The sequence below is a fragment of the Thermodesulfovibrionia bacterium genome (assembly GCA_030646035.1).
GTDB lineage: Bacteria > Nitrospirota > Thermodesulfovibrionia > UBA6902 > UBA6902 > JACQZG01.
Window position 1 is genome coordinate 16,933 of record JAUSMY010000053.1, and the last position, 16,578, is coordinate 33,510.

The following is a 16,578-nucleotide window of genomic DNA, read 5'->3' on the forward strand; positions in this document are numbered from 1 at the left end:
ATTCAAAAGAGATATAGAATGAAAGACAAACCGGCAATATTAGTTGTAGATGACCAGCCTCAAAACATTGAACTTCTCGAAGCATATCTTTTTACGCAGGGGTATGAAATTATCACGGCGGCAAATGGTGATGATGCGCTGGAAATACTTTCCAAAAACCAGATCGACCTGATCCTGCTTGATGTAATGATGCCGGGCATGGATGGTTTTGAAGTTACCCGCAGGATAAGGCAGGATAATACACATCAGCTGCTTCCGATAATTCTGGTTACCGCACTGCGGGAATCCGAAGACCGTGTAAAGGGAATTGATTCCGGCTGCGATGATTTTCTTTCAAAACCTGTTGACAAGATGGAGCTTTTAGCCCGGGTACGATCTCTGCTTAAGGTCAAGGACTATAATGACCTGGTGAGCAATTACCGGAAAGAGCTGGAGGCCGAGGTAACCAGCAGGACCGAGGAATTAAAGCGTGCCTTTGAGATGATAAAAGAAGCTTCGCTGGATACTATCTACCGGCTGTCCATGGCCTCTGAGTACAAGGACGAGGACACAGGCGCACACATAAAACGCATGAGCCGTTATTCCGCTGCCGTTGCCCGCCGCATGGGACTGGACGAAATTACTGTTGAAACTATTCTTTATGCAGCGCCAATGCATGATCTGGGCAAGTTAGGCATACCAGACCTGATACTGACGAAACCGGCCAAGCTTGACCCGATGGAGTGGGAGATCATGAAGATGCATGCGGTCATTGGCGCCAAGATACTCAAGGGATCAAATGCAGAATTCATAAGGCTTGGAGAGACGATAGCCCTGAATCATCACGAGAAGTGGGATGGAAGCGGCTATCCAAATAGTCTTAAGGGTATAGAGATACCAATAGCCGGCCGCATAACTGCAATCGCTGATGTATTCGATGCCTTGACATCCAAGCGGCCATATAAGGAACCGTTCCCTGTGGAAAAGGCACTGGCCATAATCAGGGAAGGGAGCGGAAGCCACTTTGATCCGGATGTGGTGGATGCTTTCTTTTTCATCCTGGACGAGATACTCACTATTAAGAAGGAATATGATGACCATGATCCACAGGCTTTTGATATTCCTGAACTTAAAAACCTGCTGCAGCAATACCGCCATGGCTAAGAATAATTCCTGATATATCAGCAGCCTCCTGATATATCAGTAGCTGCATCTTTCAAGATAATTATTCCTTGCATTTATCCTTATCCTATTCATGAATACTTTCAACATGATAGAGGCTATTGCCATTTAATCAACAGACCTGGCACAGATTCTGCTCTATATAACCTCAAAGCACGAAATTCGGTATCCGATGTCTGAATATAAGAGTGTGGGGGTACGATGATACTAGCGACATTAAGGATGGTTGTACGGCCTGAAAGCCGGTATGATCTTTTAGAAACGATGCGGGGGATGCTCGAACCCGTAAGGGTTGAAAGGGGCTGTCTGACTTACCGTCTATATGAAGACGTGGAGAACAGAAATGCTTTTGTCCTGCTGGAGGAATGGGAGACACAGGAAGATCTTGAGAGGCACATCCTCACAGATAATCACAGGCGGCTGCTTGCGCTCGTTGATCTTCTGAGCGAACAGCCTGAACTGCGGTTCAACACTGTGTCGCACACCGCTGGAATGGAGCTGATAGAAAAGGTACGGCAGAAAATACGATAAAAGATGTTGAGGTTTTGAAAACAACAAAATTCATTAAGGAGGTCTTAAAGATGCAGGCAACTGATTCAAAAAAGACGTTCAAATTAAAGCAGAAAAAGGAGGAGAGGTTATCATGAAAAGATTTAAGGCTCAGCAAAATTATCTTGTTTTTATCTTAATCCTGGGAGTTTTCTTAATCACGGGATGCGGAGGTGGAGGAGAAACCGGACATTGGAATCCGGGCGACACTACAGCGCCGATGGTGATTGCCGTAACTCCTCTAAATAATGCTGAGGGGGTAGCGAAGAACACGAACGTTACCGCAACCTTCAGTGAGGCTATGGATCCTGCAACGCTCGTTTCTCCGGCAGTCAGTTTTACGTTGAAAACATTTGTGGGCGCAGTTGACGTCCCTGGAGTAGTGACCTACCTTGGCACTACTGCAACGTTTAATCCGACCAGCGATCTTGCGGACTCTACAAAATATACAGCCACGATCACAACCGGGGCCGCGGATTTAGTTGGTAATACACTGGCAAGTGCCTATGTATGGGTATTTACCACAGGTGCAGCCGCAGACATCGCCAGACCAACGGTTATTCTCACTGACCCTTTTGATACAGAAGAAGATGTGTCCATCAATAAAAGTATCACAGCAACCTTCAGTGAGCCGATGGACCCTGCAACGCTCGCTTCTCCGGCAACCAGTTTTACGCTGAAAACATTTGTGGGCGCAGTTGACGTCCCTGGAGTAGTGACCTACCTTGGCACCACTGCTACTTATAATCCAAACAGTGATCTTACCCCGAGCACCAAATATACAGCCACGATCACAACCGGGGCAAAAGACCTGGCTCAAAATGCACTGGCAGTTAATAAAGTTTGGACCTTTACTACAGGTGCGGCCGCAGACACCACCAAACCAACCGTGCTTCTTACAGACCCTGATGTGGACGCAACAGGGTCGTGTATCAACCAGTTAATAACTGCAACCTTCGATGAGGCGATGGACCCTGCAACGCTCGTTTCTCCGGCAACCACTTTTACGCTAAAGACATTTGTGGGTTCAGTTAACGTACCGGGAGTAGTGACCTATGATGCACCAACCAAGATGGCGACTTTTACATTAGGCAGCAATCTTGCAAACAGCACCAAATATACAGCCACAATCACAACCGGGGCTAAGGATCTGGCCGGTAATGGGCTGGCAGTTGATAAAGTATGGAGCTTTACAACAGGCACAACGACATGTTCTCCTCCGGTAACACTTGGGATTCTCGACCCGTTCGCGATCGCATCAGCCGGCGGGATAACCAACACCGGGGCCACCAAGATTAACGGTGATGTAGTGCTGGATCCCCTAGGTACATGCAATGCTGTTGCTGTTGGTACGGGAAATGATTTTGGTCTCTGCGGAGGAACTCCTCCAACACATAATGCCGGGGAGCTGGTAATTACACAAACTCATCCTGACACAACCACTGCAGATGCAGTCATGGCAGCCTTGCTCGCTAAGTGGAACAGCCTCACTAAAGCGAATCTGCCGGGCGCTACTGTTTTGGGATGCGGTGTTATTGGAACCGCTGGCGGCGGAGGTGCGGGCATAGGTTGTGCCGGCAATTCCACTCTTCCTCCAGGTGTCTATATATCCGCAACAGACTCATCGATAGGTGTATCTGGAACTCTCACACTCGATGCTTTGGGCGATCCTGATGCTGTCTGGGTCTTCCAGGCACCATCTTCGACAGTCACCACGGCGGTCAGCAGCACGATTTCCCTGACCGGCGGTGCCAAGGCATCTAACGTCTGGTGGCAGGTGGGCAGTTCAGCTACTCTTAACTCAGGTACTACATTCCAGGGAAACATACTGGCTTCTGCTTCGATCTCGATGGGGACCGGAGCGACATCATGCGGCCGGTTGTTGTCCGGGGCAAGCGGGGCTGGCGCGTTTACATTCCTCGCCAATACAGTTTCAGTGCCAGGCCATATTTCCGCACCTGGTATTTGCGATTAATATATGAGGTATTTGGCATGAAAGCAGGCAAAAGGGAAGACAGGCTATTTTACATAATTCAGACTGTCTCCCTTTTGCCTCTTTATAACGCTTCGTTCTTTTGGCACAAAGAAATGTCATACGGCTTTTTGAAAAGAGCCGGAAAGGCAACAGTAAAACGCAACTATATAAAAGGAGGATGTACTATGAAAGCAATGTATCGAGCAGCACTGATTGTGGCTGCATTCGTTTTTCTCCTTCCCTTATCTGCCCGTTCTGAGATCAAGGCTGGATCATTTGAAGTGAGTCCGTTCGTAGGATACAATTTTTTTGAGAGCAAGCAGAACCTGAAAGACAGCCCTGAATTTGGCGGACGGCTTGGCTATAATTTCACAAAAAACTTTGGTATTGAAGGCGTTGTGGAATTTATGAAGAGCCGCGTTGATGACAAGTCAATAACAGGTACCAAGGAAGGACAGTTCAGAAGCCCCATGGATAAAGTGCGCCTTTCCCTTTACCATGTCGATGCTATCTATCACATAATGCCGGATGGTAATTTCAACCCATTTTTGGTTGCAGGCTTCGGAGGAGTTCACTATAATCCGAAGATGTCGGATCATGATATGGCTGCTTTTAATTTTGGGATAGGCGCGAAATTATGGATGACGGACAATATCGCCTTAAGATTTGATGTGAGAGATTATCTGGTCACGGAGATATTCCAGGAGTCTTACAATAATATCGCGGCTACCGTTGGTATAACCTTTGCGTTCGGCGGCAGGGAAAAACCCGTACCTGTCAAGACAGAGAAGTATGAGAAGAAACCTGAAACTAAAGTTGAGAAAAAAGCTGAGACAAAGACTGAAACAAAGGTTGAAAAGCCGGTAGTTATCTTAGTGTCCGAGCCTAAGGCTGAGGAGAAGGTGATCGCAGTTGCATCTGAGCCGAAGATCGAGGAGAAGATAATCGTCCTTGCCCTTGAAGACATACATTTTGATTTTGACAAGTCGACCCTTACAAAAGAAGCGCAGGTGATACTTAAAAGAAATCTTCAGCTGCTCAAAGAAAACCCTAAAGCCAATATACGTATTGCCGGTTATACATCTGCTTCCGGCACTGAAGAGTACAATCAAAAGTTGAGTGAAAGAAGGGCAAATGCTGTCAAAGATTACCTCATAAATGAAAATGTAACTACACCTGACAGGCTTTCCGAGATCGGATATGGTGAAGCAAGCCCGGAGAAGTATGAGGCGGCGCCTAAAGACCTTTACTCAAAAGCGGCAAAGGCTAACATGAGAGTTCTTTTTGAGATCACTATTAAATAGTTAAACACAGCAACATTGCAATCATATGATTGCACATTAAAATGCAGGAGGAATAAGATGAAAAACTTTATTTTGTTGTCAGTATTAATGGTTTTCGGAGTAGCCATGTTTTCGGGTTGTGCATCTATGACAGGCAGAACGGCAGGCGAGCACATTGATGACGCGAGCATTACCGCAGAAGCAAATGAGATAATCGTCAAAGACCAGGACGCACAGTTCTTGAAGATCAATGTTACAACTACAAATGGAAATGTTGTTATGTCCGGCTACATACATGACAAGGTAGCAGAAGAGCGTATCACATCAAAGATCTGGCAGATCAAGGGCGTGAAATCTGTAAAGAGCACATTGCAGATGGAACAGAAAAAGTAGATAAAACAGGGGCACTCCGTGAAATCGCTTAAATTCCCGGAGTGCCCCTTTAACTGCTTTTTTCAGGTTATGTTGTTTTACGGAGAGGGGAAAGTATCCTTTCTCCATAGAGCAGAATGAAAAAAGACATATTATAAAATATAGGGACTGATCGAAAAAAAATCAGCAATGCGGGTTTCGCCCGCCAAGGAGGCAAAGATGAAAAAATGTATTTTAAGGGTGTTAGGAATGGTTGTAATTTTCGCATCGTTTATTATGTTCGCTGCATGCGTGCTGGTTCCGGCCGGACGTCAGGATTCCGGAATGGTCATTGTGCCGCGCCTTCCGGAGCTTGTGATCTTGGTAGATGAACCGTACTACTATCACAGCGGTTATTACTATTACTACCAGAACAACCGCTGGTTCTACTCACACGCAAAGAGCGGGCCGTGGATGGACCTGCCGAGGGGACACTACCCAAAAGAGGTTAAATACAAGGGCAGGGACAATGATAAGGACAAGGGCTGGAAGCGCGGAAATGACGACAAGGATCGTGATTAATCGTTTATTAGTGGTAATGCGGGATTAAGTTGAAAGGAGGAGCATATGTTGTGGACGATCGCAGTAATACTGATAATTCTATGGCTGCTGGGATTTGTGAGCAGCTACACGATGGGCGGGTTCATTCACATCCTGCTGGTAGTTGCCATTATCATGGTGCTGGTCAACATTATCAGGGGGCGAAGACCTTTGGGTTAAAAGTGCCGACGGTTATCAACTCAATTAAATTAACAAGAGAAAAAAAGGGGCAAAATGAAGACAAATACACTGTTAGGCATCATACTCATCATTGTAGGGGTTATCGCCTTTGCGTATCAAGGCATCAATTACACGACCACAGAGAAGGTCGTTGACCTCGGCCCTATCGAGGTTACTGCTGAGAAGACAAGAACACTTCCGCTGCCGCCCATAGCGGGTGGTATTGCGATAGCGGGCGGCATATTGCTGCTGGTTTTGGGGAATAAAAAGAGCTGATTAAAATTAATAAGTTTTAACCATAATGGGTTGGCTATGAAAGTCAAACCACTTGCTGCCTCAAAGTTTAAATGATCAAGGACGTCTGACCCATCGGGCTGACGTTTACCCTCACTTAGTGGTGACAAAACAATGGAAGATGAAGTGGCCATGCTGATGCGAATCACCGCCTGTCTCTGCTTACTGCTTTTTTCGCTCACTCTTCCTGCAGCAGCTGCGGACAGGGCAGGCGATGAATTTTTGAACGGCTATGTAGCCTCCATCCTTGAGCGTGACCTGCACTGGGAGAGAGAGAGCTATATTTTGAAGATCGTCAACGGGGTTGCAACGATCACATTATTTAAGGATGACCCGGTGCGGCGTGATGAGGCTGACAAGCAGCTGCGCGATATTGAAGGACTGCAGAAGCTATTGATCGTGGTGAAGCCTGCAGAGATGGGCAAACCTGGAGCTGTAAGCAGATTTATAGGGATAACAGGCGAAGGGGAATCTTATCCGACAGGCGACCTGTTTCTGCCGCTCCTCGCTGACCCGAAGCAGCTGAGGTTTTTTGTCAGCATATACAACTTCAAATCACCGGGTGTGAGATACAATATGGCATCAGTCGGCTTTGGAGAGACATTTGGCATGTACAGGTTATTCGGCAGCCGTGAGAGGGACGGCATGCAAGTGGGCGTGGAAGGCGCCCTGTTCGCCCAGTTCAACATGGACACACCTTCTCACGACCTTATTAATACAGATTACACCATAGGCATTCCCGTGACCTACCGTCATGGCGATAATTCGCTCCGCTTCCGCATTTATCATCAGAGCTCACACCTGGGTGATGAATTTCTTCAAAGCGTTAATCCTCCGGAACGGATCAACCTCACCTATGAAGCCCTTGAGCTCATCTATTCCCGTGAATGGAGCGGATGGCGTGTGTACGGCGGCGGTGAGTACCTGATCCACAAGGAACCGGCAGATTTGAAGCCTATGAGCGCCCACTGGGGAATAGAGTATCGCGGCAATGAGCCGCTTTTGTGGAACGGCAGGCCTGTAGGCGGAGTGGACCTGAAGAGCTTTGAAGACCATAACTGGGCTATTGATACCAGCGTCAAGGCCGGCCTTGAGTTCGGCCATCCCAACCCGGGGCAGCGCCGCCTGCGCCTAATGGCCGAGTGGTACAAGGGGTTTAATCCGCGCGGCCAGTTTTACAACAATAAGGTTGCATACTACGGCATGGGGGTATCTCTGGGATTCTGACGGAGTTTGTTGAGCACGGAAATCTGAGGACGCAGTGAGAGAGCAATGAGGTCAAATGGTTAACGCTGATATTGCCGCAAGAACAAAAGAACTGACGCCTGAGAGCGACTTGAAAAATCCGGAGACGTTAGAGCGAAATGAGACCGTGCGTATTGAGCAGTTCAGCGACGGTGTTTTTGCCATCGCAATAACGCTGCTGGTTCTCGGGATCAATGTGCCGAAGGCTAATGAACTTGGCGCAGACGGCAGTCTAGGCTTAACTTTAATAAAAATGTGGCCTCATTACCTTGCCTTCGTGACAAGCTTCATTACGATCCTTGCCAAGTGGGTGAACCATCACCGGATCTTCAGTTTTATACAGAAGACCGATCATACTTTTCTCTACTGGAACGGCTTATTGCTTTTGTTCATCACGTTCATGCCTTTCCCGACGACCCTGCTGGCGGAATATCTCCTGCACCCCCAGGCCAAGATTGCGGGAGCGGTCTTTGCCGGCACCTATGTTGCGATAGCATTTGCATTCAGGGGCTTGTGGAATCACGCGTCAAAGAACGGAAGGCTTCTTGCACAGAACGTGGATGACAGGGAGATCCTGCAGATCACCAGGCAATACCAATACGGGCCGCTGCTGTACCTTGCGGCGTTTGCGCTTTCCTTCGTGTCAGTCGGCCTGAGCGTATGTATGTGTTTGTGCCTGGCGGTGTTCTTCGCCTTCAAGGGCTGGCCGACGCTGAGGGCAGCAGTGCTGTTTATTCCGCCATTCTCGCGCAAGCGGTGATCCGGGAATAGAAAGGTAAAAACTATGTTGATAACGGAGCTTAAATAATGGCTGCAAATGCTGACGGGCCTTCAATAATCAGGGTCATACTCAGGGACGGCCAGAGCCTCAAGGTCCGGCCGATCACTCATGAAGACAAGGAGAAACTGAAAGACCTTTTCTACCGGCTGAGCCCCCAGACGAGGTACCTGCGTTTCGGGTATATGAAGTCCTATGTAAGCGATCAGGAGCTTGATTACTTCACTGTAATACACCCTCCTGATACTTACGCATATGTGGCTCTGACCGGTGAAGAAAAAGAGGAGCATATCGTCGGGGTCGGACGGTGGTTCCTCACTCCTGACAAAAGTACCGCAGAGATAGCCTTTGTAGTTGAAGACACGATACAGATAAGAGGGATAGGCACCGCACTCCTCGAACAGCTTGCCGATGCGGCGGCGAAATACAGGATCAAGCATTTTATCGCACGCGTCCTTCCGGAAAATACCAGGATGCTTGAGGTCTTTGAGGAGAGCGGGTTCTCAATCTCAAAAAGGATACATGAAGGCGCGTATGAACTGATCTTCAATCTTGAAGAGCAGGAAGAGTATGCAAAACGGCAGGCATATCGAGAACACATAGCAGGCTCCGCAGGCGTGCGCAGGATATTTTATCCCAGGAGCGTCGCGGTCATCGGCGCCTCCCGCAACCCTGAGAGGGTAGGCGGCAAGGTCTTCAGAAATATGCTCTTTGCAGGTTTCAGCGGCGTTATCTTTCCGGTCAATCCGAAAACCACATCGGTCGGCGGGGTATTGAGTTATCCCACAGTCGAACACGTGCCGGGAGATGTGGATCTGGCAGTTATCATTGTGCCTGCAGCACAGGTGCTTGAAGTGATCGACCAATGTGCGAGAAAGGGCGTCATAGGCGTGATCGTCATCTCCGCAGGCTTTAGCGAGTCCGGTCCCGAGGGCGTAGAGAGGCAGAGGCTTCTCAGGGAAAAGGCTTTGTCTTATGGCATGCGGTTGATAGGCCCCAATTGTCTCGGTATTATGAACACTGACCCTGAGACCAGTCTTAATGCCGCAATGGCCGGCATGATGCCGCCGCGCGGAAGCGTAAGCATCAGTTCTCACAGCGGCGCCCTCGGCATTGCGCTGCTCGATTATGTGAAGAGCAATAATCTCGGTATCGCCCACTTCGCAAGCATCGGCAACCGCATCGACATATCGTCTAACGACCTTCTTGAATTCTGGGAGGATGATGACAATACCAAGGTTATCCTTCTTTATCTCGAAACCTTCGGCAACCCGAGAAGGTTCAGCCGCCTTGCCAGAAGGCTTACACGCAAGAAACCGATCATCGCAGTCAAAGCGGGCAGAAGCGAAATAGGGGGAAAGGCTGCAACATCACATACAGGAGCGCTTGCCGGTTCAGATATCGCTGTTGACGCGCTTTTCAGGCAGGCAGGCGTTATCAGGGTAAATACGATAGAGGAGATGTTCAACGCTGCAAAGAACCTCGCTCACCAGCCGCTGCCGAAAGGCCCGAGGCTCGCGATCCTCACCAACGCGGGAGGGCCGGGCGTGTTAGCGGTTGATGCGGCTGTCAGCTACGGGCTTTCTGTGCCCCCGCTTTCAGAGGAGACCAGGCAGAAGCTCGCTCAACTCCTTCCGAAGGAGGCGTCACTTACCAATCCCGTGGATATGATCGCTTCAGCCACAGGAGAGCAATTCGGAAAAGCCCTTGCTGTAATTCTGGAAGATCCGTCGATAGATGCGGCTATCGTCATCAATATCCCTGTCAGGCCGTACCAGGAGGTTGCATCTGGGATACAAAAAGAGATGGCAGCTTATGCGGGTGAAAAGACGGTGGTCGCCTGCTTCATGATGTCCGGGACCAATACCATTGAGATACGCACCTCACCTGACCGTCTCATTCCGGTCTATATGTTTCCGGAAGATGCGGTGCAGGCGTTCTTTCATTCATATACATATTCACAGTACAGGATACTTAAAACAGGACTTGTGCCGGTCTTCCCCGATGCTGATGAGGAAAAGGCAAGAAAATATCTGGAGCCGTCAGGAGTACTCAAGAACGGTGGCTGGCTTCCGCCTGAAACCGCGCTGGGACTGTTAAAGGAATACGGCATCCCGGCCGCTGAAACAAGGACAGCGTTCAGCGCTGAAGAGGCGGCAAAGGCGGCGAGAGAGATAGGGTTTCCGGTGGTGATGAAACTTCGTTCGACAACGATCACGCATAAAACCGATGTACACGGCGTTCTGCTCGGGCTCAAGAGTGAAGATGAAGTAAGACAGGGATATAATGAGATGAAGACACGACTTGAGACAGCGGGGCAGGGGAAAGAGATGGAAGGCGTTATCCTGCAGCCTATGGTGAATGACGGAGAGGAGGTCATTCTCGGCATGTCATTTGATCCTGTATTCGGCCCTCTCGTCATGGTCGGCCTCGGCGGCATACAGGTTGAACTTATGAAGGATGTTGCCTTCTCTATTCATCCGCTCACGGACATTGACCCGGATTATATGTTCTCTCAGCTGAAGGGGCTTCCACTGCTCAAGGGCTGGCGCGGGAGCACGCCAAGAGATATTGACGCGCTCAGGGAAGTGCTCCTCCGGTTTTCAGCTCTCATAGAGGACATCCCGGAGATCGCTTCAATTGAAATAAATCCGCTCATGGTCTTTGACCAGGGCAGGGGCACTATGGCGGTGGATGCCCGCATCCTCTTTAGGCCAGGCGCTATGACCTTTACACACTCAGCCTAAATTCGTATAATAACAGCGCAAATATTCCTTACTTATTATTTTCTGATTAACTAAAAAAGGAAGGTTGAATTGAAGATCGTTGTATGTATAAAACAGGTACCTGATACAGCGGATGTGAAGATCAATCCCGAGACCAATACTCTCATCAGGGAAGGGGTTCCGAGCATTATCAACCCGTTTGACCTCAATGCGATAGAGGCAGGGCTTCAGATCAGGGATCAGGTCGGCGGCGAAGTGATAGCGCTCACAATGGGGCCTCCTCAGGCAGAGGATGCGCTCAGGGAAGCGATCTCGCTGGGAGTGAATGAGGCTGTGCTTCTTTCTGACAGGGCATTTGCAGGCGCTGATACATGGGCTACGGCATACGCGCTTGCCGGTGCTGTTAAAAAGATAGGCGCTGACATCATACTCTGCGGCAAACAGGCTATTGACGGCGATACCGCGCAGGTTGGCCCTGAGATGGCTGAATTTCTTGACATCCCTCACATCGCGTATATCAGAAAGATCGAAGAGATAAAAGACGGCTATATCAGAGTGCAGCGCCTTATGGATGAGGGCTATGATGTTGTTGAATCATCACTCCCCGTGCTGCTTACAACTGTCAAGGAATTGAATGTTCCGAGAATGCCTTCTCTTAAGGGCAAGATGGCTGCCAAGAAGGCTGAGATAAAGAAGATGAACAGGCTTGATATCGGGATAGAAGAAGCTGACCTCGGGCTTAAAGGTTCTCCTACTCAGGTCAAGAGCATCTTTGCTCCTGAGATAAAGGCTGACAGAAGGATGTTTGAAGGCTCTGCCGATGAGCAGGTCAAGGCGCTGGTTGAAGAGATGAGGAATATCAAATGTATATAGTTGTTAATCGTGATAAATGCACTGCGTGCGGAGAGTGCATAAACACATGCCCTTATGACTCCATCGTGATGAAGGACGGCAAGGCATTTATCACTGAATTCTGCCAGCTCTGCGGCATGTGCATGTCAGCCTGTCCCGAAGGTGCAATCACAGAGGTTAAAGAGGCAGGGGATGCAGCACCTGTAAAAGACCTTACAGGTTATTCAGGTGTGCTGGTCTTTGCAGAGCAGCGCGATGGCGAGCTTGCTTCTGTAGCTTTTGAACTTCTTGGTGTCGGCAGAAAGCTTGCCGATGACCTTGGCGAAGAACTTTCCGCGATCCTTCTGGGCGCTGATGCATCTGCTGCTAAAGAATTAATAGAGTGGGGCGCTGATAAGGTTTATCACTGCAATGACGCGTCCTTTAATAAATTCAATGATGAGCCTTATGCAATTGTTCTTTCAAAACATATTGATAAATATAAACCCGCAGTAGTGCTTGCAGGTGCAACGCCTATCGGAAGGTCATTTCTTCCTCGTGTTGCAGCAAGATTAAGAACAGGCTTGACTGCTGACTGTACCTCTCTTGAGATAGATAAAGAGACAAAGAACCTGCTTCAGGTAAGGCCGGCATTCGGCGGCAATATAATGGCAACCATTCTCACACCTAATCACAGACCTCAGATGGCAACAGTAAGGCCGCGCGTCATGAAGAGGGGAGAGCATGTTCCCGGCAGAGCTGGTGAGATAATCAATATCGATCACGGCAATATCTCATCAAGAACAAAGGTTATCAATTCTGTTAAAGAGGAGTCAGGTTTATCGGTCAATATTCATGAGGCTGAGATCATAGTCGCAGGCGGCAGGGGAGTCGGCAAGGAAGGATTCAGGATGCTTGAGGAGCTTGCAGAGGCGCTTGACGGCGTGGTCGGAGCGTCAAGGGCTCCTGTTGATGAAGGATGGATATCTTACAGCCATCAGGTAGGACAGACAGGCAAGACCGTCTGCCCCAAGATCTATATAGCATGCGGCATATCAGGAGCGGTTCAGCACCTTGTGGGCATGCAGTCCTCGGATATTATTATCGCTATCAACAAGAACGCCGATGCTCCGATCTTCAACGTCGCAACCTACGGAATAGTCGGCGACCTCTTTGAAGTTGTGCCGATGCTGACTAAGAAGATTAAAGAAGTAAAGGGGATTTAGCAGTTCATTACGCTTTTATTCTATCCTTCCAATAGGCGGGGTTTCTATGCAAATTCGCAACTGCAACGACGAGAATCTCTGTATCCAATATCTGGTATATGATTCCGTAAGGGAAACGATGCAGTTGACATCGGCGGGTGATGTCTGTAAACGGATGCCATGCATCCGGGAAATTCTTAATCCGATCCAGTGCATGAAGCGCCTCGACTAAAAACTCATCACCTAAACCGTCAGATTCAGCATTATAGTAATCAATAGAGTCGTCAAGTTCGATTTGGGCTATTTCAAGGAATCTTATCTGCATTATCTACGATACTTTGACAGAACTTCTTCAAGCGGAACCGCTTTCATATTGCCGGCACGATATGCAGCTATCCTATCGTCAATTTCCTTACGCCATAGACGGTCTATTTGTTCGTCAGGCTGGTCAAGGCTTGCAAGAATGTCGTTAACAAGCGTTGCCCTATCTTTCAATGGAAGAGTTAATACTTCTTGCAATATATGCTGGGCATTTGTTGCCATTTTAAGCCTCCTCATGGAATGATTCAGGAAGGTGTTGGATATGTTTTATAATGTTTTCCGTTAACGACATTTTTGGTATCCCTCCGTTTATTGCATAAGATACTTTAAGATTATCATAGAAACATCGAACTTGTCAGCACCTAATAGTAGGTGACCTCTTTGAAGTTGTGCCGATGTTGACTAAGAAGATTAAAGAAGTTAAGGGGATTTAAGTTAACTTTTTGTTGTAGTTCTGTTGTTATAACCATAGGCATTGAGCGACTGCATAAGCTCATATGCAATCTGACGAACACTGTGAAGCTCGATGTCAGAAAGAGGGCGTGCTTCAGTCCCATCAGAAATCATCCAACCTACACTATCGCTTCTTGTTAGTTCGGAATATGCTTTATCGAGTAGAGGGTCGACGTGTGCGCCACCGTCCATGTTTGCGAGCGAAAGCACTAGGTTACGGCGACTAAAAACACCTCCACGTTTATCGATAATGACGTTTTCATTCCACCATTCATCAAAGGTGCAAGTTTGCCGGTTATATCGCGACGGTGGACCATCTCCAAGTGGTGCCCAATAACTAGGGCCACCAGAGCCAAAGCGCATCCCAAGTAGCCCATGGTGGGCGAATAGATTGTTCGGGTCATGCTGGTTGGCAGTGTTGATGTACTTTAGACTGTTTTTCATCCCGAGAAGTCCCAGCAGAGATTGTGATTTGTTGGTGTCATGTAGAAGAACACGAATAGTCGTGGCTAGCCTCTTCGCTTCACCCAAAAAACCAGAGTCAAACGAGGCACATGATGCTTCTAAGAAACCAACATTGTCGCGTAAGTGTTTTTGCAACTCGTCAATCGTCTGGGGGGTCTTGGTCATATATGTATCTTCTATTTTCTTCCTAAGAATTAGTACTTATAGAGGCATTTTTCATAATAAGAAAATTATAGTTGTATGAATAGGAAAAAAACAAGCGGAGCCCCCGCATCCTGCACATTTCTACCGCACAACATTCACACTTGCAGGGCCGCGCTGCACTGTCCGATGGTATTCCACTGCAGGTTCGCCAAAGACCATTACATATCCAACAATGTGATCTTCGGGAATTCCCAGCCTTAAAGTCAGGTCAGGGCAAAGGGAAAGGGCCATCATGAACATGCCATCCCATACCGTTCCGACGCCGCGGGCTTGTGCAATCAGCTGGAAGGTTGTCAGTGCGATTAGGGTATCTTGTCCTGGACATGGAGCGTTTTTCGGTGCGCTGGTTACGAGGAGATGCGGTGCGCCTCTGAAGATAATGTCTTTGCCCTTATCCTTCCACTCCTGAACAGCAAAGCCTATATACTGTTTGACTAAGCCTTCAGGCAATTTTCCGTCTTCATATAGTTTCCCAAGCTGTAACATGACTTCTTCCCGCAGAGTCTGCATGACCTCACGTTCTCTGACTACGGTGAAGAGTACGTCCTGGGCATTGACGCCGGTTGGGGCATGGTTGGCAACCTCAATAAGTTCATCGATCAGTTCAGGGGAAAGGTCTTTTTGGCTGTACCGCCGCACTGATCTGCGCCCCTTAATCAGCGTCTCCAGCTTAGTATGGTCAGAGAAATTTCCAGCAAGAGAAGTGCTTGCATCAGGATCTCTGCCAAGGATCGATATTGCGCCCGATGGACAGACAGCAAGACAGTGCTGGCACTTGTAGCACCCCTCTTCATTGGGTATTGCAGGGTAGTCATCTATTTTGATCACTCCAGCGGGGCACTCAACCTCGCATTCACCACACTGGATACAACGATCTTTGTCGACTCGAAATTTAAGCATGAAAAACCTCCCTGTCTAAAAATAATTGTGCCACTTTTTCTGGAATAAGAAAATTATAGTTGTGTGAATAGGCAAAATACAAGCACAAATTAAACAAACCAGACACCATTGGTTAATTGACAATCTAATGAATCCAGTACCATATGAATTACTAACCCGATGCCGATATAACGCGTCTTTGGGAAGAAGCAGAGTGACACATATAGTAATATGGGCAAGAAACCATGTAAAGGGTGGAAACCGATGCTGCAGCGTGCGGGATCATAGATCGGACTTGCTATGAGATGGTCGATGTCAATGAGCATTGTGGATGCCATGACCGGATAAGCGAATTTCCAATCGCGCCGAAAGAAGAAGCCGACTACAATTGCCGGAATGAGAAAATGTAATAAGATATGCATGATCAACCTTCCTGATTATTTTACATTACGAGAATAAAAAGAGGCTGGATTCTGGATCCCGAAGAATGGGACAGGCAGGCCAACAGTAGGCGGGTGGAGGCGCCGGAATGACAGCGGTGTGGGGAGACAGAAAGTGATGCTTTAGCGTCTTGCCTGACCTCCAAAACCTTCGGAGATACCTATGGCGTCAGCATGGCAAACTTCCTCACAGCCGCCGCAGCCGATGCATTTGGCTGCATCATAAGCCCAGCACTTGTCGTCTGACATTACAAAACACTTGACCGGGCAGACAGGTATGCAATCACCGCAACCTGTGCATTTATTCCAATTAACTACAGCTACAAACATTTTAATCACCTCCGAAATTAAAGCCTCCCCGCAGCAAGCTACGGAGAATCTTAATGGTAATGAATTATTATTCTATATTCGCTCGCTTGACCCTGTAGCAAGACAGGGAATACGCTCGCTATCCATTTAATTGCTCTATCGTAGTTATATAATTGCACAAAGAATATTCTGAAACTATGATATGCATCATATGAGTCAAAGAAGGGTTTTGCAGTTATTTCATCGGATTACAGACATCATTAGAATTCACATTATATTCACGGTGATACATTATTATTTGTTTGAACGAGGCTGTTAAACAGTGTAAA

19 protein-coding genes are annotated in these 16,578 nt (G+C 48.0%); 13 read left to right on the forward strand and 6 right to left on the reverse strand.

The window, feature by feature from the left end; genetic code table 11:
• The first annotated feature begins 18 nt into the window (after positions 1–18).
• From Q7U10_08160 to Q7U10_08220, 13 genes are all read left to right on the forward strand, one after another.
• Positions 19–1,143 carry a two-component system response regulator gene (locus Q7U10_08160; protein ID MDO8282576.1) on the forward strand — a complete coding sequence of 375 codons (1,125 nt, stop codon included), beginning with the start codon at positions 19–21 and terminating at the stop codon, positions 1,141–1,143.
• A 219-nt stretch (positions 1,144–1,362) separates the two neighbouring features.
• Positions 1,363–1,692 carry a putative quinol monooxygenase gene (locus Q7U10_08165; protein MDO8282577.1) on the forward strand — a complete coding sequence of 110 codons (330 nt, stop codon included), beginning with the start codon at positions 1,363–1,365 and terminating at the stop codon, positions 1,690–1,692.
• Between the two features lie 112 nt (positions 1,693–1,804).
• A complete protein-coding gene (locus Q7U10_08170; protein ID MDO8282578.1) occupies positions 1,805–3,685 on the forward strand; it encodes an Ig-like domain-containing protein in 1,881 nt (626 codons plus the stop codon).
• Between the two features lie 17 nt (positions 3,686–3,702).
• Entirely contained in the window at positions 3,703–4,989 is a 1,287-nt protein-coding gene (locus Q7U10_08175) for an OmpA family protein (protein ID MDO8282579.1), read from the forward strand.
• A 57-nt stretch (positions 4,990–5,046) separates the two neighbouring features.
• Positions 5,047–5,361 carry a BON domain-containing protein gene (locus tag Q7U10_08180; GenBank protein MDO8282580.1) on the forward strand — a complete coding sequence of 105 codons (315 nt, stop codon included), beginning with the start codon at positions 5,047–5,049 and terminating at the stop codon, positions 5,359–5,361.
• Between the two features lie 198 nt (positions 5,362–5,559).
• A complete protein-coding gene (locus Q7U10_08185; protein ID MDO8282581.1) occupies positions 5,560–5,901 on the forward strand; it encodes a hypothetical protein in 342 nt (113 codons plus the stop codon).
• A 45-nt stretch (positions 5,902–5,946) separates the two neighbouring features.
• Positions 5,947–6,099 carry a lmo0937 family membrane protein gene (locus Q7U10_08190; protein MDO8282582.1) on the forward strand — a complete coding sequence of 51 codons (153 nt, stop codon included), beginning with the start codon at positions 5,947–5,949 and terminating at the stop codon, positions 6,097–6,099.
• A 54-nt stretch (positions 6,100–6,153) separates the two neighbouring features.
• Positions 6,154–6,375 carry a DUF3185 domain-containing protein gene (locus tag Q7U10_08195; protein MDO8282583.1) on the forward strand — a complete coding sequence of 74 codons (222 nt, stop codon included), beginning with the start codon at positions 6,154–6,156 and terminating at the stop codon, positions 6,373–6,375.
• A 132-nt stretch (positions 6,376–6,507) separates the two neighbouring features.
• Positions 6,508–7,620: a DUF1207 domain-containing protein gene (locus tag Q7U10_08200; GenBank protein ID MDO8282584.1), complete on the forward strand. Its 1,113-nt coding sequence runs from the start codon at positions 6,508–6,510 to the stop codon at positions 7,618–7,620.
• Positions 7,621–7,675: 55 nt separating this feature from the next.
• Positions 7,676–8,398: a TMEM175 family protein gene (locus Q7U10_08205; protein ID MDO8282585.1), complete on the forward strand. Its 723-nt coding sequence runs from the start codon at positions 7,676–7,678 to the stop codon at positions 8,396–8,398.
• Positions 8,399–8,445: 47 nt separating this feature from the next.
• Complete coding sequence (locus Q7U10_08210; GenBank protein ID MDO8282586.1) at positions 8,446–11,163, forward strand: GNAT family N-acetyltransferase; 2,718 nt, start codon at positions 8,446–8,448, stop codon at positions 11,161–11,163.
• Between the two features lie 69 nt (positions 11,164–11,232).
• Positions 11,233–12,015 carry an electron transfer flavoprotein subunit beta/FixA family protein gene (locus tag Q7U10_08215; GenBank protein ID MDO8282587.1) on the forward strand — a complete coding sequence of 261 codons (783 nt, stop codon included), beginning with the start codon at positions 11,233–11,235 and terminating at the stop codon, positions 12,013–12,015.
• A complete protein-coding gene (locus Q7U10_08220) occupies positions 12,006–13,199 on the forward strand; it encodes an FAD-binding protein (GenBank protein MDO8282588.1) in 1,194 nt (397 codons plus the stop codon). The genes Q7U10_08215 and Q7U10_08220 overlap by 10 nt, the downstream gene beginning before the upstream one ends.
• A 7-nt stretch (positions 13,200–13,206) precedes the next feature.
• Here the strand turns inward: Q7U10_08220 and Q7U10_08225 are convergent, their stop codons facing one another.
• The 6 genes from Q7U10_08225 to Q7U10_08250 all read right to left on the reverse strand — a co-directional run bounded on the left by Q7U10_08225 (position 13,207) and on the right by Q7U10_08250 (position 16,270).
• Positions 13,207–13,503, reverse strand: a complete 297-nt coding sequence (locus Q7U10_08225) for a type II toxin-antitoxin system RelE/ParE family toxin (GenBank protein ID MDO8282589.1) — start codon at positions 13,501–13,503, stop codon at positions 13,207–13,209.
• Complete coding sequence (locus Q7U10_08230) at positions 13,503–13,721, reverse strand: addiction module protein (protein ID MDO8282590.1); 219 nt, start codon at positions 13,719–13,721, stop codon at positions 13,503–13,505. Before Q7U10_08230 ends, Q7U10_08225 begins: the two co-directional genes overlap by 1 nt.
• Before the next feature lie 213 nt (positions 13,722–13,934).
• Positions 13,935–14,582 carry a hypothetical protein gene (locus tag Q7U10_08235; GenBank protein MDO8282591.1) on the reverse strand — a complete coding sequence of 216 codons (648 nt, stop codon included), beginning with the start codon at positions 14,580–14,582 and terminating at the stop codon, positions 13,935–13,937.
• Between the two features lie 120 nt (positions 14,583–14,702).
• Positions 14,703–15,521, reverse strand: a complete 819-nt coding sequence (locus Q7U10_08240) for a nitroreductase family protein (protein MDO8282592.1) — start codon at positions 15,519–15,521, stop codon at positions 14,703–14,705.
• 89 nt (positions 15,522–15,610) lie between these two features.
• Positions 15,611–15,925 (reverse strand): DUF6122 family protein, encoded by a 315-nt coding sequence (locus Q7U10_08245; protein ID MDO8282593.1) that lies wholly within the window; start codon positions 15,923–15,925, stop codon positions 15,611–15,613.
• 138 nt (positions 15,926–16,063) lie between these two features.
• Positions 16,064–16,270: a 4Fe-4S binding protein gene (locus Q7U10_08250; protein ID MDO8282594.1), complete on the reverse strand. Its 207-nt coding sequence runs from the start codon at positions 16,268–16,270 to the stop codon at positions 16,064–16,066.
• Positions 16,271–16,578 lie beyond the last annotated feature (308 nt).

What these genes read in the sequence shown, in the direction of transcription:
- Q7U10_08160 (MDO8282576.1), top strand. Translation starts at nt 19, where the DNA reads ATGAAAGACAAACCGGCAATATTAGTTGTAGATGACCAGCCTCAAAAC.
- Q7U10_08165 (MDO8282577.1), top strand. Translation starts at nt 1,363, where the DNA reads ATGATACTAGCGACATTAAGGATGGTTGTACGGCCTGAAAGCCGGTAT.
- Q7U10_08170 (MDO8282578.1), top strand. Translation starts at nt 1,805, where the DNA reads ATGAAAAGATTTAAGGCTCAGCAAAATTATCTTGTTTTTATCTTAATC.
- Q7U10_08175 (MDO8282579.1), top strand. Translation starts at nt 3,703, where the DNA reads ATGAAAGCAGGCAAAAGGGAAGACAGGCTATTTTACATAATTCAGACT.
- Q7U10_08180 (MDO8282580.1), top strand. Translation starts at nt 5,047, where the DNA reads ATGAAAAACTTTATTTTGTTGTCAGTATTAATGGTTTTCGGAGTAGCC.
- Q7U10_08185 (MDO8282581.1), top strand. Translation starts at nt 5,560, where the DNA reads ATGAAAAAATGTATTTTAAGGGTGTTAGGAATGGTTGTAATTTTCGCA.
- Q7U10_08190 (MDO8282582.1), top strand. Translation starts at nt 5,947, where the DNA reads ATGTTGTGGACGATCGCAGTAATACTGATAATTCTATGGCTGCTGGGA.
- Q7U10_08195 (MDO8282583.1), top strand. Translation starts at nt 6,154, where the DNA reads ATGAAGACAAATACACTGTTAGGCATCATACTCATCATTGTAGGGGTT.
- Q7U10_08200 (MDO8282584.1), top strand. Translation starts at nt 6,508, where the DNA reads ATGGAAGATGAAGTGGCCATGCTGATGCGAATCACCGCCTGTCTCTGC.
- Q7U10_08205 (MDO8282585.1), top strand. Translation starts at nt 7,676, where the DNA reads ATGGTTAACGCTGATATTGCCGCAAGAACAAAAGAACTGACGCCTGAG.
- Q7U10_08210 (MDO8282586.1), top strand. Translation starts at nt 8,446, where the DNA reads ATGGCTGCAAATGCTGACGGGCCTTCAATAATCAGGGTCATACTCAGG.
- Q7U10_08220 (MDO8282588.1), top strand. Translation starts at nt 12,006, where the DNA reads ATGTATATAGTTGTTAATCGTGATAAATGCACTGCGTGCGGAGAGTGC.
- Q7U10_08225 (MDO8282589.1), bottom strand. Translation starts at nt 13,503, where the DNA reads ATGCAGATAAGATTCCTTGAAATAGCCCAAATCGAACTTGACGACTCT.
- Q7U10_08230 (MDO8282590.1), bottom strand. Translation starts at nt 13,721, where the DNA reads ATGGCAACAAATGCCCAGCATATATTGCAAGAAGTATTAACTCTTCCA.
- Q7U10_08235 (MDO8282591.1), bottom strand. Translation starts at nt 14,582, where the DNA reads ATGACCAAGACCCCCCAGACGATTGACGAGTTGCAAAAACACTTACGC.
- Q7U10_08240 (MDO8282592.1), bottom strand. Translation starts at nt 15,521, where the DNA reads ATGCTTAAATTTCGAGTCGACAAAGATCGTTGTATCCAGTGTGGTGAA.
- Q7U10_08250 (MDO8282594.1), bottom strand. Translation starts at nt 16,270, where the DNA reads ATGTTTGTAGCTGTAGTTAATTGGAATAAATGCACAGGTTGCGGTGAT.